The organism is Pseudorhodoplanes sp., from assembly GCF_059499825.1.
On the sequence record NZ_JCABZI010000016.1, the window covers coordinates 1 to 20,790 of the forward strand.

The 20,790-nt window shown below is 62.3% G+C and carries 22 protein-coding genes; 11 read left to right on the forward strand and 11 right to left on the reverse strand.

What is annotated here, in order from left to right:
- On the reverse strand, positions 1–742 hold a 742-nt coding region (locus AC5I5I_RS21240; protein ID WP_495976357.1), incomplete at its 3' end, for an aldehyde dehydrogenase family protein.
- A gap of 173 nt (positions 743–915) precedes the next feature.
- On the reverse strand, positions 916–1,299 hold the full coding sequence (locus AC5I5I_RS21245; RefSeq protein WP_495976359.1) for a 5-carboxymethyl-2-hydroxymuconate Delta-isomerase: 384 nt from the start codon (positions 1,297–1,299) through the stop codon (positions 916–918).
- A 158-nt stretch (positions 1,300–1,457) separates the two neighbouring features.
- Between AC5I5I_RS21245 and dapA the strand changes: the two genes are divergently transcribed.
- From dapA to AC5I5I_RS21270, 5 genes are all read left to right on the forward strand, one after another.
- Entirely contained in the window at positions 1,458–2,372 is a 915-nt protein-coding gene (gene dapA, locus AC5I5I_RS21250; RefSeq protein WP_495976360.1) for a 4-hydroxy-tetrahydrodipicolinate synthase, read from the forward strand.
- Positions 2,369–3,226: a fumarylacetoacetate hydrolase family protein gene (locus AC5I5I_RS21255; protein ID WP_495976362.1), complete on the forward strand. Its 858-nt coding sequence runs from the start codon at positions 2,369–2,371 to the stop codon at positions 3,224–3,226. The genes dapA and AC5I5I_RS21255 overlap by 4 nt, the downstream gene beginning before the upstream one ends.
- Positions 3,223–3,726, forward strand: a complete 504-nt coding sequence (gene hpaR / locus AC5I5I_RS21260) for a homoprotocatechuate degradation operon regulator HpaR (protein WP_495976364.1) — start codon at positions 3,223–3,225, stop codon at positions 3,724–3,726. The genes AC5I5I_RS21255 and hpaR overlap by 4 nt, the downstream gene beginning before the upstream one ends.
- Before the next feature lie 9 nt (positions 3,727–3,735).
- Positions 3,736–4,521: an SDR family NAD(P)-dependent oxidoreductase gene (locus AC5I5I_RS21265; RefSeq protein WP_495976366.1), complete on the forward strand. Its 786-nt coding sequence runs from the start codon at positions 3,736–3,738 to the stop codon at positions 4,519–4,521.
- Positions 4,522–4,748: 227 nt separating this feature from the next.
- Entirely contained in the window at positions 4,749–5,366 is a 618-nt protein-coding gene (locus AC5I5I_RS21270; protein WP_495976368.1) for a hypothetical protein, read from the forward strand.
- A gap of 79 nt (positions 5,367–5,445) precedes the next feature.
- On the opposite strand, the gene AC5I5I_RS21275 is transcribed toward AC5I5I_RS21270, so the two are convergent.
- Genes AC5I5I_RS21275 through AC5I5I_RS21290 form a run of 4 tightly spaced genes read right to left on the reverse strand, consistent with a single transcriptional unit; the run spans position 5,446 to position 8,125 of the window.
- Complete coding sequence (locus AC5I5I_RS21275; protein ID WP_495976370.1) at positions 5,446–5,751, reverse strand: ATPase inhibitor subunit zeta; 306 nt, start codon at positions 5,749–5,751, stop codon at positions 5,446–5,448.
- A 35-nt stretch (positions 5,752–5,786) separates the two neighbouring features.
- On the reverse strand, positions 5,787–6,845 hold the full coding sequence (locus tag AC5I5I_RS21280; RefSeq protein ID WP_495976372.1) for a TerC family protein: 1,059 nt from the start codon (positions 6,843–6,845) through the stop codon (positions 5,787–5,789).
- 55 nt (positions 6,846–6,900) lie between these two features.
- Complete coding sequence (locus AC5I5I_RS21285) at positions 6,901–7,749, reverse strand: universal stress protein (RefSeq protein ID WP_495976374.1); 849 nt, start codon at positions 7,747–7,749, stop codon at positions 6,901–6,903.
- Between the two features lie 52 nt (positions 7,750–7,801).
- On the reverse strand, positions 7,802–8,125 hold the full coding sequence (locus AC5I5I_RS21290; protein WP_495976409.1) for an HPF/RaiA family ribosome-associated protein: 324 nt from the start codon (positions 8,123–8,125) through the stop codon (positions 7,802–7,804).
- A gap of 116 nt (positions 8,126–8,241) precedes the next feature.
- Between AC5I5I_RS21290 and nhaR the strand changes: the two genes are divergently transcribed.
- The gene (gene nhaR, locus AC5I5I_RS21295) at positions 8,242–9,159 is read left to right on the forward strand and encodes a transcriptional activator NhaR (RefSeq protein WP_495976376.1); all 918 of its coding nucleotides are present in this window, start codon (positions 8,242–8,244) and stop codon (positions 9,157–9,159) included.
- A 57-nt stretch (positions 9,160–9,216) separates the two neighbouring features.
- Here the strand turns inward: nhaR and AC5I5I_RS21300 are convergent, their stop codons facing one another.
- Together AC5I5I_RS21300 and AC5I5I_RS21305 are read right to left on the reverse strand one after the other, a co-directional pair.
- Positions 9,217–10,533 (reverse strand): DUF3422 family protein, encoded by a 1,317-nt coding sequence (locus AC5I5I_RS21300; protein WP_495976377.1) that lies wholly within the window; start codon positions 10,531–10,533, stop codon positions 9,217–9,219.
- A 204-nt stretch (positions 10,534–10,737) separates the two neighbouring features.
- Complete coding sequence (locus AC5I5I_RS21305; RefSeq protein WP_495976379.1) at positions 10,738–12,651, reverse strand: sigma 54-interacting transcriptional regulator; 1,914 nt, start codon at positions 12,649–12,651, stop codon at positions 10,738–10,740.
- A gap of 217 nt (positions 12,652–12,868) precedes the next feature.
- Here AC5I5I_RS21305 and AC5I5I_RS21310 point away from each other — a divergent pair, with 217 nt between their 5' ends.
- The 5 genes from AC5I5I_RS21310 to AC5I5I_RS21330 all read left to right on the forward strand — a co-directional run bounded on the left by AC5I5I_RS21310 (position 12,869) and on the right by AC5I5I_RS21330 (position 18,967).
- Complete coding sequence (locus tag AC5I5I_RS21310; protein ID WP_495976381.1) at positions 12,869–14,263, forward strand: CmpA/NrtA family ABC transporter substrate-binding protein; 1,395 nt, start codon at positions 12,869–12,871, stop codon at positions 14,261–14,263.
- 70 nt (positions 14,264–14,333) lie between these two features.
- Positions 14,334–15,173 carry a nitrate ABC transporter permease gene (gene ntrB, locus AC5I5I_RS21315; RefSeq protein ID WP_495976383.1) on the forward strand — a complete coding sequence of 280 codons (840 nt, stop codon included), beginning with the start codon at positions 14,334–14,336 and terminating at the stop codon, positions 15,171–15,173.
- A 12-nt stretch (positions 15,174–15,185) separates the two neighbouring features.
- A complete protein-coding gene (locus AC5I5I_RS21320; protein WP_495976385.1) occupies positions 15,186–16,106 on the forward strand; it encodes an ABC transporter ATP-binding protein in 921 nt (306 codons plus the stop codon).
- A 128-nt stretch (positions 16,107–16,234) separates the two neighbouring features.
- Positions 16,235–16,723 (forward strand): cyanase, encoded by a 489-nt coding sequence (gene cynS, locus AC5I5I_RS21325; RefSeq protein WP_495976387.1) that lies wholly within the window; start codon positions 16,235–16,237, stop codon positions 16,721–16,723.
- 222 nt (positions 16,724–16,945) lie between these two features.
- Positions 16,946–18,967, forward strand: coding sequence for an ATP-binding protein (locus tag AC5I5I_RS21330; RefSeq protein ID WP_495976389.1), 2,022 nt, complete (start codon positions 16,946–16,948; stop codon positions 18,965–18,967).
- Positions 18,968–19,044: 77 nt separating this feature from the next.
- Here the strand turns inward: AC5I5I_RS21330 and AC5I5I_RS21335 are convergent, their stop codons facing one another.
- From AC5I5I_RS21335 to AC5I5I_RS21345, 3 genes are all read right to left on the reverse strand, one after another.
- Complete coding sequence (locus tag AC5I5I_RS21335) at positions 19,045–19,293, reverse strand: hypothetical protein (protein WP_495976391.1); 249 nt, start codon at positions 19,291–19,293, stop codon at positions 19,045–19,047.
- Positions 19,294–19,305: 12 nt separating this feature from the next.
- Positions 19,306–19,593 (reverse strand): hypothetical protein, encoded by a 288-nt coding sequence (locus AC5I5I_RS21340; protein WP_495976393.1) that lies wholly within the window; start codon positions 19,591–19,593, stop codon positions 19,306–19,308.
- Between the two features lie 156 nt (positions 19,594–19,749).
- A complete protein-coding gene (locus AC5I5I_RS21345) occupies positions 19,750–20,424 on the reverse strand; it encodes a hypothetical protein (protein WP_495976395.1) in 675 nt (224 codons plus the stop codon).
- Between the last annotated feature and the right edge of the window lie 366 nt (positions 20,425–20,790).

Sequence of the window (20,790 nt, forward strand, 5' to 3'; positions counted from 1 at the left end):
CGCCGACAAAGCCGATCGCCTTGATGTCGGGATGTTCGGTCAGCGCCTTGCCGGCCTCTTCGCCCATGCCATGCACGACATTGAGGACGCCGGCGGGCAATCCGGCTTCAAGGCAGATTTCCGCGAGAAGCTGCGCGGTGAGCGGAGACCATTCCGCCGGCTTGTGAACGACCGTGCAACCGGCGGCGAGCGCCGGCGCGATCTTCCACGTCGAGAGCATGAACGGCGTGTTCCAGGGCGTGATCACGCCCACGGGCCCGATCGGCTGACGGAGGGTGTAGTTCAGATGCGTCTCGGTCGGCAGCGACAGGCCGTCATTGGCGCCCGGCGCGCGGTCGGCGTAGAAGCGGAAATTCTCCGCGCCGCGAAGCGCCGCTTTCGCCATGTAGCGGATCGGCTGGCCGGTATCCATGCACTCGACGTAGGCGATCTCGTCGGCGCGCGCGACAATCGCGTCGGCGACCTTGTGCAGGATCTTGCGCCGCTCATCGCCCGAGGTGTGCCCCCAATTGGTGCGGAACGCCTTCATCGCGGCCTTCGCCGCGCGGTCGATCTCGGCTGCGCCGCCGCGCGCAACTTTCGCCAGCGGCGCGTTGTCGACGGGAGAGGCGGTCTCGAAGGTGTCGGCGCTGGTTTCCGGCTTGCCGTCGATCAGATGCGGCACCACGCCGTTGCGGAAACGGGCGAGATGCTTTTCGGCCAGCGCGATGGTGTCGTCGAGGGTGGTGCTTGTGGCGGCCACGTTATTCTCCGCTTGCACGGTGTGTTTGCCTCCTCCCTTGCGGGGGAGGGTCGGGGAGGGGGGTAAGCAGCAAAAGGCATGGCATCTGCGGCTCACCTCCCTCCCGGCTCGCTTGCTCGCCGACCTACTCCGCAAGGGGCAGGTGACGGAGCGAGTGGCGAGAGGTGGAAAAACTACGCCGCCTTCTCAGCCTTGCGCAGCGTGTCGCGGCGAAGCGTGAGCTGGGTGATCTCGTGCATTTCCAGCGCGAGTTGCATCGGGTGCTTCTTCAACGTCGCATCCAGCGATTTTTCCGCCGCCGCCATCAGCATGTCGGCGACCTTCTGGTACGCTTCTTTCGGCCGTCCCTCGCGCATGCGCACGATGATATGCACGAACGCGTTGTCCGGGTTGCGGTCGGCAACGCAGTAATGTTCGCGGCGCTCGGCGCGGGTGCGGATGCCTTCCAGCGGCGCGTGACCGGAATCGATCATCGCCTGATGCAGCGCATTCAGGAGACCCGGAACGTCCATCGATTTGTCGAGATTGGCCGAGTATTCCACGATGATATGCGGCATTTGATCCTCCTCGTCGTCGCCTGCGTTCAAAGGGGTCGTTGACGCGCCCCTGTGGAGACCTTTAACATGTTAATCATTTCGCCGGGCGGGGCGTCAAGCCGGTTGTCACCGGAAACGAGAGCGTCTATCGCCGCGATGTAAAATTCGGGAGGCCGTCCATGCCGTTGCCGCTGGAAAGAATAAAAGGATCGATTCCGCCGCTGATCACCCCGTTCAAGAACGGCGAGGTCGACTACGACGCCTATGCAAGGCTCGTGGAGATGCAGATCCGCGAGGGATCGCACGGCATCCTCGTCAACGGAACGACCTCCGAGCCCGCGTCTCTGACCACCGAGGAACGCAACCGGCTGGTGACGCTCTCCGTCGAGGTGGCGAAGGGGCGGGTGCCGATTGTCGCCGCTACCGGCTCGCAGGCGATCTGGGAAACCCGGATCCTGACCGAGCACGCCGCCAAGGCCGGCGCCGATGCGCTACTGATCGTCACGCCGTATTACACGCGTCCGCCGCAGCGCGGCATGATCGCGTATTACCTCGAAGTGATGAAGGGCATCGACCTGCCCTGGATGATCTATCACATCCCCGGACGTGCCGCGATCGACATCAAGATCGATACCTTGAAGGAGCTGCGCGAGAAGTCGCCGAATTTCGTCGGCATGAAGCATGCCTCGCTCGATCTCGACTTCGTCACCGAATGCCTCGCGGTCGCCGGCCACGACTTCAAGATTTTCGTCGGGCTGGAAGAGTTGTCATTCCCGATGATGGCGATCGGCGCCTGCGGACTGATGAATGCGGTCGGCAATCTGCGCCCCCGCGTTCTCTCGGACCTCTGTGAAGCGGTGTGGAGCGGCGATCTGAAGACCGCGCAGGACCTGCATCATCGTCTGCACGATCTCAACAAGGCGATCTTCTACGACACCAATCCGATCCCGATCAAATACATGGCGAAGCGCCTCGGCATCGTCGATCGCAACGAACATCGCCTGCCGATGGTGCCTGCCACACCCGAACTCGAAAAGCGCCTCGACGGCGTTCTCTCACGTGCCGGCATGCTCACGAAAGAAGCCGCGGAATGAGACTTGTCAGCTTCAGGCATCACGGCCGCGACGGCTTCGGCGTTGTCAGCGGTGATGGCGTCATCGACATGCATCCGCGGCTGCCGCGGTTTCACACCCTGCTCGATGTCCTGCGGGCACATGCGCTGGATGAGGTGCGGCAGGCCGCCGCCGACGTGAGGCCTGATTTCGCGCTCTCCGATGTGACATTGCTGCCGCCGGTGATAGGCCCGGAGAAAATCCTCTGCATCGGCGTCAACTACGCCAACCGCAACGACGAATACAAAGACAACTCGGAACTGCCGAAATATCCGAGCATGTTCTTCCGCACGCCAGGATCGTTCGTCGGCTACGGCGCGCCGCTGATCCGTCCGCCGGAATCCGAACAGCTGGATTACGAAGGCGAGATCGTGCTGGTCATCGGCAAGGACTGCCATCGCATCAAGCCGGAGCAGGCCAGGGATCACATCGTCGGATACACGCTGTGTAACGAGGGCACGATCCGCGACTGGCTGCGGCACGCCAAGTTCAATGTCACTCAGGGCAAGAATTTCGACCGGTCCGGCTCGCTAGGGCCGTGGATGGTGACCGCCGACGAGATCGAATACGGCAAGCCGATGCGCATCGTCACCACGGTGAACGGCGAGGTGCGGCAGGACGACACCACCGCGAATCTCATTTTCAATTTCGACTTCCTGCTGTCCTATATCTCGACCTTCACCACGCTGAAGCCCGGCGACATGATCGTGTCCGGCACGCCGACCGGGGCGGGCGCGCGGTTCGATCCGCCGAAATGGCTGAAGCCTGGCGATCTGATAGAGGTCACGGTTGATGAAATCGGCACCCTGAGCAACGGAGTCGAGGACGGGTTATGAGCGCGCGCATGCGCCCGTTCCAGCGTTCGCTGCCGATGCAGCTCATGCTGGCGCGGGAAGCGGTGATGCAGCGTTTCCGTCCGCACCTGAACGAACATGGCCTCACCGATCAGCAATGGCGCATCGTTCGCGCGCTGAACGAGGTCGAGGCGATGGATATCGCGGCGCTCGGCCGCGCCTGCTGCCTGCATACGGCGTCGCTGTCCCGCACGCTGCCGAATTTGGAAGCCGGCGGTCTGGTCTCGCGCAAGGCCGACACGCAGGACCAGCGCCGCGTCAGTGTTTCGCTCACCGCAAAGGGACGGAAGCTGTTCGAGACGGTGGCGCCGCAATCGGAGGCGATCTACGCGCAGCTGGCCCGGGAGATCGGGGCGCAGCGGATCGAGCAGATCTATGGTCTGCTCGACGAAGTGATCGGCATTCTTGAAAAGCCGCGACCGGCGGTGAAATCCGCCGCCGCGCGCTCGCGCGTCGCGGTGCGCCGCGGCAAGGCAGGTTAGGGCAGCATCATGGGCGAATTCAGCAACAAGGTCGTGGTCATCACCGGCGGTAGCCGCGGCATCGGCCGCGGCATCGCCGAGGTGTTCGCCCGCGAAGGTGCGCAGACCGTGATCGCGGCGACATCGGAGCGCAATCTCGCCACCGCCGCGGAAGCGATCGCCGCTGCCGGCGGCCCGAAGCCGGTCACCGCGATCCTCGATCTGCGCAGGCTCGAGGATTGCCAGAAGCTGCATGCGCTGGTGAAGAAGGGCCTCGGCCGCTGCGACGTACTGGTCAACAATGCCGGCGCAACAAAGGCCGGCAATTTTCTCGAACTCAGCGACGACACCTGGCAGGACGGCTTTGCGCTGAAATTTTTCGGTTGCGTGCGGTTGTCGCGGCTGTTCTGGCCGATGCTGAAGGACGCGCAGGGATCGGTGGTGAATATCGGCGGCGGTGCGGCGCGCACGCCGGGCGCGGACTTCACCATCGGTGCGTCCTGCAACGCGGCGATGGCGAATTTCTCGAAGTCGCTGTCGCGGCTCGGCATGAAGGATGGCGTCACCGTCAACATCATCCATCCCGGCCTGACCGAGACCGACCGCATCCAGGACCTGTTCGCGCAGCGCGCGACCGCCGCCGGCAAGACCATGGACGAGATCCGGGTGGAGGCGATTGCGCGCGACGGTATCCAGCGGATGGCCGAGCCGGCCGATATCGCGGAGCTTGCGCTGTTCCTGTGCAGCGCCAGGGGGCGGCATATCCAGGGCGCGGCGATCCCGGTCGATGGCGGTTCGACGCCCGGGTTTTATTGACGATATCCGACATCAACCCGTCTTCCTGAGGTGCGAGCCGCATCTTGCGGCGAGCCTCGAAGGATGAGCGGCCGAGTATGTCGAGATTGTCGGGCCGTCGCCCTTCGAGGCCGCTGCGTCGCAGCGGCGCCTCAGGGTGACGGGGTAAGGCTGGTGGAATAGTCCTCTCACCGCGGGGTTCCTCTCCGCATACGGCGCATCGACGCCGCCGGAGCCGGGAGGGCGCCATGTCCGTTTGCCTCAGACTGTCACCGATTGCTGCGATCGTTCTGACCTTGAGCATCGCAGGCAGCGCGTTCGCGCAGGACAAGCCGACCCGCGTGCGCGGCGAGATCGTGTCGCTCGACGGATCGACGATGACGGTAAAGTCCATCGATGGCAGCGACATGAAGATCAAGCTTCCCGACAATGTCGGCGTCTCGGGCGTGGTCCCGTTCCGGGTCGAGGATATCAAGCCGAACAGCTATATCGGCGTGTCGTCGATCCCGCAGCCGGACGGCACGGAGCGCGCCATCCATGTCCACGTTTTTCCGGAAGCGTTGCGCGGTGTCGCCGAAGGGCATTTCCCCTGGGACAATCAGCCGAAAAGCATGATGACCAACGCAACGGTGCAGGAAACCGTCGCGGGCGTCGACGGCCAGACCATCATGGTCAAGTACAAGGACGGCGAGAAGAAGATCGTGGTGCCGAAGGACGCGCCGGTTGTGACCTATGTGCCGGGCAGCATGGCCGACCTGAAACCCGGCGCGAAGATTTTCATCGTCGCGGCGGTGCGCCAGCCTGACGGGTCGTTCACCGCGGCCCGCGTCAATGTCGGCAAGGACGGCCTGACGCCGCCGATGTGAGCTATTCCCGTCGCCTGGAGGTGCCGCTCCCGGCGCACGAGCCACGCTCGTGCCGCCGGTGCCGATGGTTTCGAGAGGTTCAGTCCGTCTCGCGGGTTTGATCCATCGCCTGACGATGGAATTCGCTGAGCTTGCGGCGCACCTCGTCGCGGGTGATGGCGATCCCGCAACGCGTGAGGTCGCCAAAGATCTTGTCGATCACATCGTTGGCCCCCGGCTCGCAAAAGTCGACGTTGTGAACCGCCGCCACATAGCTCTGGATCATATGATCGGGGGTCTGCATCAGACGGCTGGCCCACAGCCCCGCCAGAACATTGCGCCGCGCGATCACGTTATCGCGGGTGCTGGCATCGCTGCACCAGCTTGAGGCGCTGTCGCCAGGCATGGTCCGTGACTCGGATACGGACGCAGCATCAACACTCATCGATTGTCTCCGGGGGTTGAGGGAACGGGCTCTTTTTCGATTGACGCAACGATCGCAGCCGCTTCACCGCGATGGTTGTCCCGCGCCGCCGCCCGGGTCTTCCACAGCGAGAACACGATGCCGCCGCCGATGAGAGACAGGGTGACGCCGAGCGAGATAGCCGGGTCGAGCTTGCCGAAGATCTGGTTCCAGAAAATCTTCAAGCCGATGAAGACCAGCACGGCTGCGAGTGCGTATTTCAGGTATTCGAAGCGATGAACCATGGCGGCCAGCGCGAAGTAGAGCGCACGAAGGCCGAGGATCGCCATGATATTGGCCGTGAACACGATGTAGGTGTCGGTGGTGATGGCAAAGATGGCCGGCACCGAGTCGACGGCGAAGACCAGGTCGGCGATGTTGATGACCACCAGCGCCAGGAACAGCGGCGTGGCGACGCGCACCATCTTGCCGGTCTGAGGGTCGGGCTGGCGCACGAAGAATTTGGAGCCGTGCAACTCGGCCGACAACCGCATGCGTTTCGACAGGAAGCGCACGACCGGATTTTTGGAGACATCGCTGTCACCTTCGCCGGCGATCAGGATCTTGATGCCGGTGGCGATCAGGAACGCGCCGAAGATGTACAGCACCCACTCGTATTGCTGCACGAGGGCAGCGCCCAGCGCGATCATGATGCCGCGCAACACCAGGACTGCGATGATGCCCCACAGCAGCGCCCGATACTGGTATTTCGCGGGGATGGCGAAATAGCTGAAGATGAGCGAGATGACGAAGACGTTGTCGATCGACAGCGCTTTCTCGAGCGCATAGCCGGTGAAATATTCCATGCCCGAGGTCGGTCCCATGGACCACCAGAGCCACGCGCCGAACACCATCGCGATCGCGATGTAGAAGGCGGACAGAATCAGGCTTTCGCCGACGCCGAGCTCCTTGTCGTTCTTGTTCAGGACGCCAAGGTCGAAGACCAGCAGCGCGCCGACAATGGCGAGGAAGGCCAGCCACAACCAGGCGGCCTTGCCGAGAAAATCGGCGGTCAGGAAATCGGCGAGGAGGTCCACGGTCTATCCTTGGAATGCTGGCAGTTTGTTGCGTGGGGATCGTTTTGCGATGCGGTCAGTGGGACAGCAGGACCGGCAGCGGCGGATTGGCGACGATGGATTTTGTGGCGCCGCCAAGGATGAAGTCGCGGATGCGGGAATGCCCGTACGCTCCCATCACCAGCAGGTCGAGGTCGTGCGCGGTGGCATAGTCTTCGAGAGACTGGCCGATGGTGCGGCCGGCGGCTTCTTCCTCTTCCACGATCGCCTTTATGCCGTGACAGGCCAGATGCCTGGACAATTCCGCGCTCGAGCGTTTGGTCTCGATGCTCTTTTCCTGCGTGACGGTCACCACCCGCACAGACCTGGCGCGCGTCAGGATCGGCATCGCATCGGCCAAGGCCCGTGCCGCGGGCCGGCTGAAGTCCCAGGCCAAGCCAACCACGTCGAACGATGATGACCGGCGGCGACCGGATTCTTCCGGCACGAGGATCGCCGGGCGTCCCGAACCGAACACAACGGACTCCGCGACATAACCATGGACCGTCGCCTGCTCGCCGATCGGGATGATGGTGATATCGTGCAGTCTGGCATGTTCGGTCACGACGGCTGGCAGTTGCGCGGTCGTGCAAGGCTCGACCAGGCTTTCGCAGGCCACGCCACGCTTCGCAGCCAGGCTCTCGATGTCACCGATCAGAAGCTGGACGTTGGCCGCGCTTTTCTGCCGCTCCGCCGCGACCATTCCGGGAATGTCGAGCAGCGTATTCGCCAGCACGTTGCCGGCATTCGGGATTTCGATCTTGCAAACGAGTGCGGAGAGTCGCGCGCCCAATGCCTCGGCGAACCGGACGGCCTGCTCCATCGGAGCCGCCGGAGTCCGCTCGGGATAGCTGGTCAACGGAAGCAATATGTCCCTGAAGGCCATGATGGTTGTCTCGATGGGTCTGTTGTTGCGTGTGCTGCCGGGCCGGACCGTCTCACACCTGCACAGGCGTGCGTTCACCGCGCCGCTGCAGCCGCCGGGCCAGCGTCCGCCTGGCGCGATCTGCGGCGCGATTCAGCGCCGACTGAAAATCGGACTCGGTTTCTTCGATGGTGAATTCGGACAGGCCTCGCGGCCGGATCTTCAGCAGGCAACGCTTGTCGATGCCATTCTTCGGTCCGTTGACGTCCGACAGCACGATGACCACGCCGCGGACGCGATTCTGAAAACGCGACAGGGCGAAGGCCAGCCGGTTTTCAATGTAGTCCCGCAGGCTAGTGGTCAGCTCGGTATCGCGTGCCGTTGTCGTGATCTGCATCACATCCTCCAGAAGTGCCGCTCACCGGCCTTATCTGGCCTTGATCGATCATCAGAAAAAGCAGATAATTCGGTGGGGAAAGATCGAAAAAAAACTGCGAATGAGGATCGGGTGCGATGCTGAACTACAAGCAACTGCACTATTTCCTGCGGGTGGCCAAAGCCGGCAGCATCGCGCGGGCGTCCGAGCAATTGCGCCTGGCGCCGCAAACCATCAGCAGCCAGATCGCGACGCTGGAGGATGCGCTCGGGACGCAATTGTTCAGCCGGGTGGGGCGGCGGCTGGAATTGACCGCGGCGGGGCAGCTCGCGCTGTCCTATGCCGAGGAGATTTTCCACATCGGCCGGGAACTGGAAGAGACCGTCCGCAACCGTCCCGGCGGGGGGGACATTTTGTTTCGGGCCGGCGTGGCGGACGTGGTGCCGAAATCACTGGCCTATCATCTGCTCGCGCCTGCCGTGGGGAGCGCCGAACGCGTTCGCCTGATCTGCCGTGAAGACAAGGTGGAACGGCTGTTCGCGGAATTGGCGATCCACAAGATCGATCTCGTGATCGCCGATCAGCCTCTGCCGTCCCAACTCGGCGTGAAAGGTTACAGCCATACGCTCGGACGCGCGCAGATCGGGTTTTACGCGGTCCACAAACTCGCGACCCGTTACCGCAAGGGCTTCCCGCAATCGCTGAAGGGCGCGCCGATGCTGTTGCCCGGGGATGCAGCGGCGATGCGAGGCGCGCTCACGCGCTGGTTCAGCGAACATCAGGTCGAGCCGCAGGTGGTCGGCGAGTTCGACGACAGCGCGCTGATGAAAGCCTTTGGCAAGGCGGGGACAGGCATCTTTCCGGCGCCCGTCATCCTGGCCGATGAGATGCGCAGTCAATACGATGCCGAGATGATCGGCCGGGCCGACGGCGTGGCGGCGAGATATTACGCCATCTCGGTCGAACGCAAATTGATCCATCCGGCCGTGGTGGCGATCAGCAAAGCCGCCAAATCGGAATTGTTCGTGGACGACGGCGGTCCGGCGGCGTCCTGACCTGACCTCGTCAACGCGGTCTCGCCCGGAGCGGCCGCTTGCGCGCAGACGCTCGCCTTACACGTCGTGTTCGCGCTCTTTACCGATATGCCGGGTGCGGATCCGCCGCACGATCCACCAGATCGCGAGCAGCGAGATGGGGACGAAAGCCGCAGTGGCGAGCGACGGATCGATCGGCCAGCCGGCGTCATGCAGGCCCTTCACCAGATAGCCGAACAGCCCGACCACGTAATAGGTGATGGCCGCGACCGAGAGTCCTTCGACGGTGGCCTGCAGGCGCAGTTGCATTCGGGTGCGGGCATTCATCGAGCGCAGGAGATCGCGGTTCTGCTGCTCGACCTCGACATCGACGCGGGTGCGCAGCAGCTGGGCGGCGCGGGCGAGCTTGCGCGACAGGTTGGCCTGCCGCTCTTCGGTGGTGTTACAGGTCCGGATCGCCGGCGCCATGCGGCGCGCGAGAAATGACGACCATGTCGGCAGCCCGCCGACCTTGCGCTCGCCGATGATGCGGAGCCGTGTATGGACGATATCGTCATAGGCGCGGCTGGCGCCGAAGCGGAACAGGCTTCCCGCCGCGCCGGCCTCGAGCTCGGCCGCGAGTGCGGTGAGTTCATCGAGCAGCCGGTTGTTGTTTGCGAGCGAGGATTCCTGCCGCAATTCGTTCGTCAGGTCGGATAGCCGGCGTTCGATCCGGTTGATAGACGGCGCCAGTTCCTGCGCCTTGGGCAGCCCGAGCAAGGCGAGCGTGCGATAGGTCTCCAGTTCGAGCAGGCGCTGGACCAGTGCGCCGGCGCGCTCGTCGCCAAGTCCGCGGTCGAGCACCAGGATGCGCACGAAGCCATCGGCATCGGCGAGGAAGTCGGTGCCGTAGACCGCGGTGCCATCGGAATTTTCGGCGACCGCCAGGCTCGGGCGGCTGAAATATCGCTCGATCGCAAGGCGATCCGGCCGGTCCGACATGAGATGGAGGTCGACGGCGACCAGCAGCGGGCCGGGCTGCGGCACCAGCGTCATCGGTGTCGCGAGCGATGCGGCCGACGGGTGGAATGGCGTGCTATCCGGCTCTGTCGGCAGCTCGAGCGTATAAGTCGTGAATTCCGAATGCTGCTCCCAGCGCAGACCGGTGCCGCCGAAGGTGACATGGAAATGCTTGTCGGAGGGGCGCGGCGGGGTGATGCCCCGGCGCTCGCATAGCGCGGTCAGCGCCTTGCGGTCCTGCACCGCCTGCTCGCCGACGGTATCGAAAGCGAAATGCAGGACGCGAGCCGGCGTTGCGATCGCCCGGAACGGGCGCGCATGCACCTCCCCCAGAATGGCCGCGCGCAGGCGGTGGGGTTCGAGCCGCTTGTCGCCGATGATGACTTCCGCGCTCATGGCTCAATTCGGTGGCATGGGCCCGGCGGCTTTGCAAGCGAAGGTGTTTCCCTCTCCCCGCGAATAGCGGGGAGAGGGTGCCGAGCGCATGCGAGGCGGGTGAGGGGCCCGTTCAATGAGCATAGACATGCCCTCACCCGGCTCGGTCCTTTCGGACCTCGCCACCCTCTCCCCGTAAGCGGGGAGAGGGAAGAAGCGGCCGGGTCAACGCCGGGCCCGCTTCACCTCTATCCCCAGAACCTTGATCCGCGAGGCAAGGGTGGTCGGCCGCACGTTCAGCAACTCGGCCGCGCCGCCGGGACCGAACACCTTGCCGCCGCAGGCGTCGAGCGCGGCGACGATATTGGCGCGGTCGCGGTCGCGCCGTTCGTCCTCCGTCAACAGCCTGGCCGCATCGTTTCGCCCCGCAGCCCGCATCATGCCGCCGGACGGCAGATCGATCCGGATGCGGCCGTTGCGCGCGAGAATGGCGGCGTGTTCGATCACGTTCTGCAATTCGCGCACATTGCCCGGCCACGCATATTGCATCAGCCGCTGCATATCGCCTTCGGTCAGCCGCGGATCGCCGATCTTCAGCTTGTTTGCGGCGGCCTTTAGAAAGTGCTGCGCGAGAAGCGGGATGTCGTCGACACGCTGGCGCAACGGCACGCAGTTGATGGGGAAGACGTTGAGGCGGAAATACAGGTCCTCACGAAAATTCTTCTCGCGTACGGCGGCATCGAGATCGCGGTTGGTGGCGGCAATGACGCGGACGTCGACGTTGCGCGTGCGCGCTTCGCCGACACGCTCGAACTGTCCTTCCTGCAGCACGCGCAAAAGCTTGCCCTGCAATTCCAGCGGGATGTCGCCGATCTCGTCGAGGAACAGCGTGCCGCCATCGGCCAGCTCGAACCGTCCCGGCCGGTCGCGCAACGCACCGGCCAGCGCGCCGCGCGCGTGACCGAAGAATTCGCTCTCGAACATGTCGCGTGCCACCGCCGCGCAATTGACCCGGATCAGCGGACGGTGACTGCGCTTGCTGGTGCCGTGGATGGCGCGGGCGATCAATTCCTTGCCGGTGCCGGATTCGCCCGAGATCAGCACGCTGGCCTCGGTCGGCGCGACCAGTTCTATCTGCCGCAGCGTCTTCTGCATCGCCGCGCTGATGCCGATGATGCCGCGATGGTTGGTCTGCAGGCGGATTTCCTCCTGCAGATATTCGTTGTCCTGTTCGAGCCGCTTGCGGAGCTGCTCGACTTCGCTGAGCGCTGCACGCAGTTTCTCGTCCGCCTCCCGGCGCTGGGTAATGTCGCGGAACACGATCACGGCGCCGATCAGCGAGCCGCGGTCGCGGATCGGGGTCGAAGTATATTCGACGAAGAAGCGGCTGCCGTCCTTGCGCCAGAACACCTCGTTGTCGACCTGATGCACCGCGCCGTCGCGGAAGGCGGCATAGATCGGGCAGTGGATCGCGGGATAATGCGAGCCATCGGCATGGGTGTGATGCACGATGGAATGCATGTCCTTGCCGACCAATTCTTCCGCCGTGAAGCCAAGCATGCGCTCGGCGGCGGGATTGACGAAAGTGGTCTTGCCGTCGGCATTGACGCCGTAGATGCCTTCGCCGGCTGCGCGCAGAATCAACTGGTTCTCGCGCTCGACGTCGCGGAAGAAGCGCTCGACCCGCTGCCATTCCTCGAGGCCGCCGCGAATATAAAGATCGGCGTCGGTGTCGGTCGCGCGCTTCCGCTGCGCCGCCAGGTCGCTGATGATAAGCAGGAGATCGGGTGCCGGATCGTGGCCGAGGCGGCTGCCGGCATATTCCACCGCAAGCTCGTGGCCGTCGGCGTGGCGGGGTTTGAGTCCGCGGGTGCGGTATTCGCCTTTCGCCAGCACGCCGTCGGTGAACACGATCAGGGCCGGTAATTGCCCGGGATGCAGCGCGGTCACCCGCATGTTTCGCAGCGCCGCGCGGTCGTAGCCGAGCAGCCGGCAGGCCGCGGGATTGGCATCGAGAATGCGGTCGGAGGCAGGGTTGAGCGCGAGCATCGGCTCAGCCGAGGCGTCGAAGACGCGTCCGAAATCGGCAGGCGCGGGTGACGCTGCCCGATCTTTGTGCACATGCAGGAGCGCGTTCATCGCCGTAACCAAAGTTGATGGCGGAATTTCTACCAAAATTCGTAATCAACGAAAAGTCGTAATCCGAACTGCCTGTTTTCCTCGCTCATTTCGCGTTTGTGCAGATTGATCCGGCCACGGTCGGATCTGGCACCGACTTTGCTGTTCCTGTCCCGACTGCCGGGGACGCGCGCATGCCGCACCCGGATTTCGACTTGCACGAGACGGGAGAAGTCCGATGTCCACCTTCGACAATCCGTTCGACCCGAAAGGCACCCTGAATTCTTCGGGCTGCTCCTGCGGCCGGCACATCAGCCAGGCCGAGCACGAACGCGATGCCGTCCGGCAACTGCAATGCGAGCCGATCCCGTCGCAAAGCGAGGAGAGCCGCTACCAGGGCGTGGTGGCCTCGGCGGTGATGCGCGCGATGTTCCCGAAAGATGTCGCCCGCCGCGCTTTCCTGAAATCGGTCGGCGCCTCGACCGCGCTGGCCGCGATTTCGCAATTCTTCCCGCTCGCGACGGCAACCGAGGTGTTCGGCCAGGGCGCGCCGCTGGAAAAGAAGGACCTCAAGGTCGGCTTCATCCCGATCACCTGCGCGACGCCGATCATCATGGCGCATCCGATGGGCTTCTATTCGAAGCACGGGTTGAACGTCGAGGTGATCAAGACCGCCGGCTGGGCGGTGATCCGCGACAAGACCATCAACAAGGAATACGACGCGGCGCATATGCTGTCGCCGATGCCGCTCGCCATCACCATGGGCGCGGGATCGAACCCGATTCCCTACACGATGCCGGCGGTGGAAAACATCAACGGCCAGGCGATCACGCTGGCGACGAAGCATAAGGACAAGCGCGATCCGAAATCCTGGAAGGGCATGAAGTTCGCGGTGCCGTTCGACTATTCGATGCACAATTACCTGCTGCGCTACTATGTCGCCGAACACGGTCTCGATCCCGATCAGGACATCCAGATCCGCAGCGTGCCGCCGCCCGAGATGGTCGCAAACCTGCGCGCCGACAATATCGACGGCTTCCTCGCGCCCGATCCGGTGAACCAGCGCGCCGTCTATGACGGCGTCGGCTTCATCCATATCCTGTCGAAGAATATCTGGGACCGGCATCCGTGCTGCGCGTTTGCGGCCTCCAAGGAATTCGTCACCGGCTCGCCCAACACGTATGCGGCGCTGCTGAAGTCGATCATCGACGCGACGGCCTTCGCAACAAAGCAGGAAAACCGCAAGCAGATCGCCGAAGCGATCGCGCCTGCGAATTATCTCAACCAGCCGGTGACGGTGGTGGAGCAGGTGTTGACCGGCACATTCGCCGACGGACTGGGCAATGTGCAGAAGGTCCCGGACCGCATCGATTTCGATCCGTTCCCGTGGGAATCCTTCGCGGTGTGGATCCTCACGCAGATGAAGCGCTGGGGCCAGATCAAGGGCGACGTCGACTATGACGGCATCGCCAAGCAGGTATTCCTCGCCACCGACACCACAAAGCTGATGAAGGAAGTGGGACTTACGCCGCCGGCCACGACGACGAAATCGTTCGTCGTAATGGGCAAGACGTTCGATCCGGCCAAGCCGGAGGATTATCTCGCGAGCTTCAAGATCAAGAAGCCGACGTGATGATGTCAGGGGCGTTCCCGGGTTGCAGCGCGGCGCCTGCCGCGCTGCTGCGGGGGCACGAGGTATCGGTATGACACGCTCTCTCAATCTCCGTGCGGCGATCGTTTCCGTCGCGATCTTCGTGCTGTTCATCGCCGCGTGGCACCTCGCCACCCGCGGTACCGGCACCGTCGCGAACATGGATCCTGAATATGCCAAGCTGATGGGCGCGACCGCGACCCAGGGCAAGTCGGCGATGCCGGGTCCGTTCGAGGTCGGAAAGGTGTTGTGGGAGCATCTCAATCAGCCCTTCTATGACAAGGGGCCGAACGACAAGGGCGTCGGCATTCAGCTTGCGTATTCCCTGGCGCGTGTGCTGACCGGCTATTTCCTTGCGGTGATCGTCGCGATCCCGATCGGATTTCTGATCGGCATGTCGCCGTTGATGAGCCGCGCGCTGGATCCCTTCATCCAGGTGCTCAAACCGATTTCGCCGCTCGCGTGGATGCCGCTTGCGCTTTATACGATCAAGGATTCCGGCCTGTCGGCGATCTTCGTGATTTTCATCTGCTCGATCTGGCCGATGCTGCTGAACACCGCTTTCGGTGTGTCGCAGGTGCGCAAGGAATGGCTGAACGTCGCGCGTACGCTGGAGGTCGGTCCGGTGCGCCGCGCCTTCACAGTGATCCTCCCTGCCGCCGCGCCAACGATATTAACCGGGATGCGAATCTCGATCGGCATCGCATGGCTTGTCATCGTTGCAGCCGAGATGCTCGTCGGCGGAACGGGCATCGGTTACTTCGTCTGGAATGAATGGAACAATTTAAGCATTACGAATGTGATCAACGCGATCTTGTTGATCGGCATCGTCGGCATGGTGCTCGACCAGATCCTGGCCTACTGCCAGCGCCTGGTGACGTTCCCCGAATAAGAAGAACACGCAATGACCGACCATTTCATCTCGATCGAAGCGATCGCCAAGCGCTACCCCGCGCCGCCGTCCGCGACCAACCGCGCCGGCACCACCACCATCTTCGAGAATCTCTGGCTCGGCATGCAGCGCGGCGAATTCGTCTGCGTGATCGGCCATTCCGGATGCGGCAAGACCACCGTCCTCAACATCCTGGCCGGCCTCGACCAGCCGACCGACGGCGTGGTGATCGTTGACGGCCAGGCGATCGAAGGCCCGAGCCTCGACCGCGCGGTGATCTTCCAGGGCCATTCGCTCTTGCCCTGGCGCAGCGTGCTCGGCAACGTCGCCTATGCCGTCACCTCGAAATGGCGCAAGTGGTCCTCGGCCGAGGTCAACAGGCACGCGCAGAAATTCATCGACCTCGTCGGCCTCACCGGCTCCGAGCACAAGCGCCCGTCCGAACTCTCCGGCGGCATGAAGCAGCGCGTCGGCATCGCCCGCGCGTTGTCGATCGAGCCCAAGATCATGCTGATGGACGAGCCGTTCTCCGCGCTCGACGCGCTGACCCGCGGCACGCTGCAGGACGAGGTGCGCCGCATCTGCGCCGAGACCGGGCAGACCGTGTTCATGATCACCCATGATGTCGACGAGGCGATCTATCTCGCCGACAAGATTGTCCTGATGACCAACGGGCCCGGCGCGGTGCTGGCCGAGATCGTCGAGAACCCGCTGCCGAAGAGCCGCGCGCGCACCGACTTCCACAAGCATCCGCTCTATTACGCGCTGCGCAACCACATCATCGATTTCCTGGTTGAGCGCAGCAAGACCTTCGTCGCCGAAAATCCGGGCTTCGATCCGCGGCATGTGCCGGTGGTGCGGCCGGGCGCGGCGGAGCCGGTGGTGGTTGGCGGCAACGGCGACACCACCAAACCGCGTGTGGCCAATGGTTGAACCTATCCCCGTTCGTTCCCGCGAAAGCGGGAACCCAGGGCCGCAGGCCGTGGACGGACCGCTCTGGGTCCCCGCTTTCGCGGGGACGAACGGAAAATACATCGAAGCATGACGCTGGGAGACCGAACATGAAACGCACCGACCTCACCGAGAAGCTGCTCGACATCAAGCGCGAGAAGGGCTGGACCTGGAAATATATCTGCGAGGAGATCGGCGGCATGTCGCCGGTGCTGGTGACGGGCGCCATTCTCGGCCAGCACAAGATGACCAAGCCGATGGCGGCCAACGCGGCGAAGCTGTTCGGCCTGTCGAAGACGGAAGAAGTCATGCTGAACGAGGTGCCGATGCGCGGCACCGCGACGCCGATGCCGCCCACGGACCCGCTGATCTACCGGCTGTACGAGCTGGTGCTGGTGAACGGGCCGGCGATGAAGCTCCTGATCGAGGAGGAATTCGGCGACGGCATCATGTCGGCGATCGACTTCGACATGACCATCGACCGCCAGGCCGACCCCAAGGGCGACCGCGTCAAGCTGGCGATGACCGGCAAGTTTCTGCCGTTCAAGTATTACGGCGCGACCGGCAACGCGCAGGCGTATGGGTATAAGGAGGAGTAGGGCGTAGTTTCAGCGACTCCGCGTGCGAGTCATGCCCGGGCACGCCCCGGGCATTTCTTAGCAGCCTAGGTTTGCCGTCGCTGAAAGTGCCCGATAGACAGCGGACGGGCGTCAAAGATCGAGCTGGGCCCACTCCCGCAGCGCCGCTCGGTTACCCTACGACAAAGAACAAATAAAGAACTTTATTGCTGGGATCAAGTCGGTTTGACGAGCGCTGATCGCTTGGAACGCAATGCTTGGTTGTGCAATGTTCCAAACATTGGCGGGGTGAAAATGCCTGATTTGGTAAGCGATTTGGTCGGCCGGGTGAATAGGCTGCCGTTGCGTCCTAGCGATAAAAACGCTCTGACACCTGTAATGGAAGCGGTGAGCAACAGTATTCACGCGATAACGGAGCGGTTCGGTGAACAAGCTGGTCATAAAGGCCGCGTAGATGTCTTCGTCGTCCGGGACTTGAATAAGGACACTCACCCAATCATTGGCTTTGACATAGAAGACAATGGGGTTGGCTTCACAGAACAGAATTATAAATCGTTCCTCACCCCGGACTCTCGACACAAGGAAAAACGGGGTGGAAAGGGAGTTGGGCGCTTAGCTTGGCTTAAGGTTTTCGAAGAGATTGAAGTCGACAGCGTATATAGCGAGGGTGGCGAATTCGGTCGTCGCCGATTTAAATTCCGGCTAACTGAAAAGAATCAAGTCGATATCTCGATAGATGAAAAGCCAACGAACTCGTCAGACATAAGAACTCGCGTATCGTTCCGGGGTTTTGAGGGGCGATATGCAAGCCGGTGCCCTTCGAAGCAAGGGACAATAGCACTTCGGGTGCTGTCTCATTTCGTTCCGCTATTCATTGGAGGCAATGCCCCAAAGGTCGTTATAAGGGACGATGAGCAGATCGATATCCAGGATCTATTCGGAGAGAGCATTGTAGACCAGCGAACGACGCCAGCTGCGATCGAAATCGGCGGTGAAGAGGTTTTGCTTACTTTGTGGTCATTGAAATGCACCAAGGCGGTGCGATTTGATGGCGGTGGGTACAATTTTGCTTTCATCACCGCGAATAATCGTTCGGTGGTCGATTATTCGATTGATGACCAGCTTGGCTTAAAACAGCTTGATGGTGAGTACATCTATTTAGGAAGCGTATCAGGCGACTATTTGGATCAGCACGTAAATGCGGAGCGTACGGGCTTTACGTTAGAAAATTCTGAAATCGATTTGATAAAGCGGGCCGTGGCGAAGGAGGCTCGAGACTTTCTCAGGTCATATGTCGAAGCTGCGCTAACAGAGAAAGTGAAGGTCACGCGTGAGCTGATTATTGAGAACCCTCAGTTTATGTACGTCGAGCCAAAGATTAATGACTTTGCGGAATCGCTTCAGCCAAACCTCTTCAAAAAGGAAGACATATTCGTCGAGCTTTCGCGCAACCGTTATCGGCGTCAGCGGACGTTCGCCTCGATAGCGAAGGACATCGCAAAATCAGAAATTATTGATGGTGCGATCAGGGAAAAGGTCGAAGAATACACTAAATTTGTGAGTGACGAGAAACGGGGCGAATACATCACGCGTCGCAAAGCAGTTATCGATCTTTTCGAGAAATTTTTGGAGTTCAAAGAGGCCGAGCAACAGAATTATCAGAGAGAGGAAGCCTTGCATCGATTAATTTGTCCGATGCGAGTGGACTCGCATCAGCTTGAGATCGAGGATCACAACCTTTGGCTGCTCGATGATCGACTGGCGTTCTTCAGATACTTCGCTTCCGACAAAGACGCAAATACATATGCGAATGTCGATTCTGAGGATCGTCCCGACCTAGCATTTTTCTACGACAGTTGTGTTGCGTGGCGCGAAGGTGAGAATTCTGACACCGTTGTTCTGGTCGAGTTTAAGAAGCCGATGCGGGATAACTACACCAGTGGGCGCGATCCGGTGCAACAGATACTGCACTACGTTAAGCTCTTAAGGACGGAGAAGTCGGTTCCGGACATTCGCGGGCGGCCGATTCGTGGCGTGAATGCGAGTACGGCATTTCACTGCTACATCGTGGCGGATATAACACCCACACTTGAAGATAGAGTTATCGGCCGTTTCAATCATACCCCGGATGGGGTCGGCTATTTCGGATATTCATCGGACCCGCCAGCGTTTATTGAAATCGTGCCGTACGGGAAAATCTTGGCGGACTCGAAAGTTCGCAACGCCATTTTCTTCAAGACACTCGGTATAACCGCAGAAGGATAGAGCGTATCCGCCGCGCTGGTTAGCGGAAGGCCTGTCGCCGTACGCGGGCGGGCGTAGATGTCGATGTGTTCTTGGATTTATCCAATCAAATAGCGTAGTCCGACGCCAACACCAAAAGCTATTGCTGCCTGCACAATATTTATCAGTGATATTCGGAACAGGTAGGCTAAGGGGCCGCCGGAAGCGATCCGCATGGGCTGTATTCCGAAGTACATCAAGTTCCAAGCGACCAAGGCGGTAGCTACAGGGATGACCACGTAAAATGGCCATTCCTTGTAGCCAGCAAAAGCAGCGATCCCAATCAAGCCTACAAGCAAGTACTTCATTGGATGACTCTGTCAAAAATATCCGGCGTGCTTGCCAGCGCGCCACGCAGCCCATGAGAGAATTCCGATAACAATTAGTTTTACCAAGAGTAGCTGTTTTATTCCCGAATCAAACAAATCGATGGGTAGCCTCGCTTCCAAACGTTTGCGGGCGTACCAATCCGGGTCGAAAATGGCTCTCACTGCCGCCCCCGCGTGATTGATGATTGCTAGTGAGCAAATCCAGAAGGCGAGTTTGTACTCGCCAATCACATAGAGAAATCCCGCCAGTCCAAAGAAAACATAGTCGAACACACTCATCATACGAGCTTCTCGATCGACAGAGTGACGGCTGCAAAATGACTTGCATTTCAGCAAGCGTACCTCCGATGGCGTGCAACGCAATCCGAGAATTGCCTCTCGCCCGTGGCTTTCCCTTCGCTTTATTTGGGCTACCAATTCGCCGATGCTGCCTCCCTAATCCCTTCCCCAATCGAACATCCGCCGATGCGCCTGCACGCGCCGGGACTTGGTCCCGCGCGGGCGGAGATGCCGGTCGTCCTCCGGCGGGCGGTGGCTGTCGATGAAGTCCTTCACCGCCGCCTCCGGCGCGCGGTCGAGCCGCACGCCCTCGGCGCGCAGGCGGGCGAGCACGCGGGCCGGCTCTTCGCTCGCCGGCATCATGCGGCCGCGGATGCGCTTGCGCGGCAGCGCCGCGAGCTTCGCCATCTTCGCAAGCTCGAGCGCCGCGGCGAGTTTGTCGAGATCGACGCCGGGGTCCGTTTCCAGCTCGCGCACATAACGCTCGGCCAGCGCGTCGAGCCGCGCGGCCAACGTGCGGCGCTTCAGCCGCGCGCTGGCGCGGGCGCGCGGGATCAAGTCGGTCGCGCGCGGCGCAAACACCGGCCGCACCCATTTCTGGTCGCGCGTCCAGCGGCAGATCGAGGCCCGGCCGACGCCGGTCCGCTTTTCGATCTCGGCATAGGTGAGTTCGGTCTGCTCGATCAGGTGGCGGACGGCCGCCACCTGCGCCTCGCCATGCGGGCGGCGGGTGCGCGGCGCGCGCTGCGGCAACTCGTCCGGCCGCTCGGGGGTGACGCGAACCCGGCGGATGATCGGGCCATCGAAGACGGAGCGGTAGGGCAGGGGCATGGACAGGATTATAGTCCTTTTCATGCGGGGAGGCAAGTGGGGCGGCTTGCTCGGATCACCTCCCCCCTTGCGGGGGAGGTCGACCGCCGTAGCAAAGCGAAGGCGGGCGGGAGGGGGGTGAGCCGCACATTCAGAGAATGCAGCTTTGGGGGCCGCCCCCCCCCCCCCCCCCCCCCGCGGGGGGCGGGCGCCCGCGCCCCGGGCGGGGGCCCCCGGCGCCGCGGCCCGGGCCCCCGGCCCCCCCCCCCCGCGGGGGGGGGGGGCCGCCCCCCCGCGCCCCGCGCGGGGGGGGCGGGGGCGGCCCCCCCCGAGCCGCACATTCAGAGAATGCAGCTTACCCCCCTCCCCAACCCTCCCCCGCAAGGG

Coding starts and splice junctions, on each gene's coding strand:
- AC5I5I_RS21245 (WP_495976359.1), bottom strand. CDS start 1,299: ATGCCGCATATCATCGTGGAATACTCGGCCAATCTCGACAAATCGATG.
- dapA (WP_495976360.1), top strand. CDS start 1,458: ATGCCGTTGCCGCTGGAAAGAATAAAAGGATCGATTCCGCCGCTGATC.
- AC5I5I_RS21255 (WP_495976362.1), top strand. CDS start 2,369: ATGAGACTTGTCAGCTTCAGGCATCACGGCCGCGACGGCTTCGGCGTT.
- hpaR (WP_495976364.1), top strand. CDS start 3,223: ATGAGCGCGCGCATGCGCCCGTTCCAGCGTTCGCTGCCGATGCAGCTC.
- AC5I5I_RS21265 (WP_495976366.1), top strand. CDS start 3,736: ATGGGCGAATTCAGCAACAAGGTCGTGGTCATCACCGGCGGTAGCCGC.
- AC5I5I_RS21270 (WP_495976368.1), top strand. CDS start 4,749: ATGTCCGTTTGCCTCAGACTGTCACCGATTGCTGCGATCGTTCTGACC.
- AC5I5I_RS21275 (WP_495976370.1), bottom strand. CDS start 5,751: ATGCCTGGCGACAGCGCCTCAAGCTGGTGCAGCGATGCCAGCACCCGC.
- AC5I5I_RS21285 (WP_495976374.1), bottom strand. CDS start 7,749: ATGGCCTTCAGGGACATATTGCTTCCGTTGACCAGCTATCCCGAGCGG.
- AC5I5I_RS21290 (WP_495976409.1), bottom strand. CDS start 8,125: ATGCAGATCACGACAACGGCACGCGATACCGAGCTGACCACTAGCCTG.
- nhaR (WP_495976376.1), top strand. CDS start 8,242: ATGCTGAACTACAAGCAACTGCACTATTTCCTGCGGGTGGCCAAAGCC.
- AC5I5I_RS21300 (WP_495976377.1), bottom strand. CDS start 10,533: ATGAGCGCGGAAGTCATCATCGGCGACAAGCGGCTCGAACCCCACCGC.
- AC5I5I_RS21305 (WP_495976379.1), bottom strand. CDS start 12,651: ATGAACGCGCTCCTGCATGTGCACAAAGATCGGGCAGCGTCACCCGCG.
- AC5I5I_RS21310 (WP_495976381.1), top strand. CDS start 12,869: ATGTCCACCTTCGACAATCCGTTCGACCCGAAAGGCACCCTGAATTCT.
- ntrB (WP_495976383.1), top strand. CDS start 14,334: ATGACACGCTCTCTCAATCTCCGTGCGGCGATCGTTTCCGTCGCGATC.
- AC5I5I_RS21320 (WP_495976385.1), top strand. CDS start 15,186: ATGACCGACCATTTCATCTCGATCGAAGCGATCGCCAAGCGCTACCCC.
- cynS (WP_495976387.1), top strand. CDS start 16,235: ATGAAACGCACCGACCTCACCGAGAAGCTGCTCGACATCAAGCGCGAG.
- AC5I5I_RS21335 (WP_495976391.1), bottom strand. CDS start 19,293: ATGAAGTACTTGCTTGTAGGCTTGATTGGGATCGCTGCTTTTGCTGGC.
- AC5I5I_RS21340 (WP_495976393.1), bottom strand. CDS start 19,593: ATGAGTGTGTTCGACTATGTTTTCTTTGGACTGGCGGGATTTCTCTAT.
- AC5I5I_RS21345 (WP_495976395.1), bottom strand. CDS start 20,424: ATGCCCCTGCCCTACCGCTCCGTCTTCGATGGCCCGATCATCCGCCGG.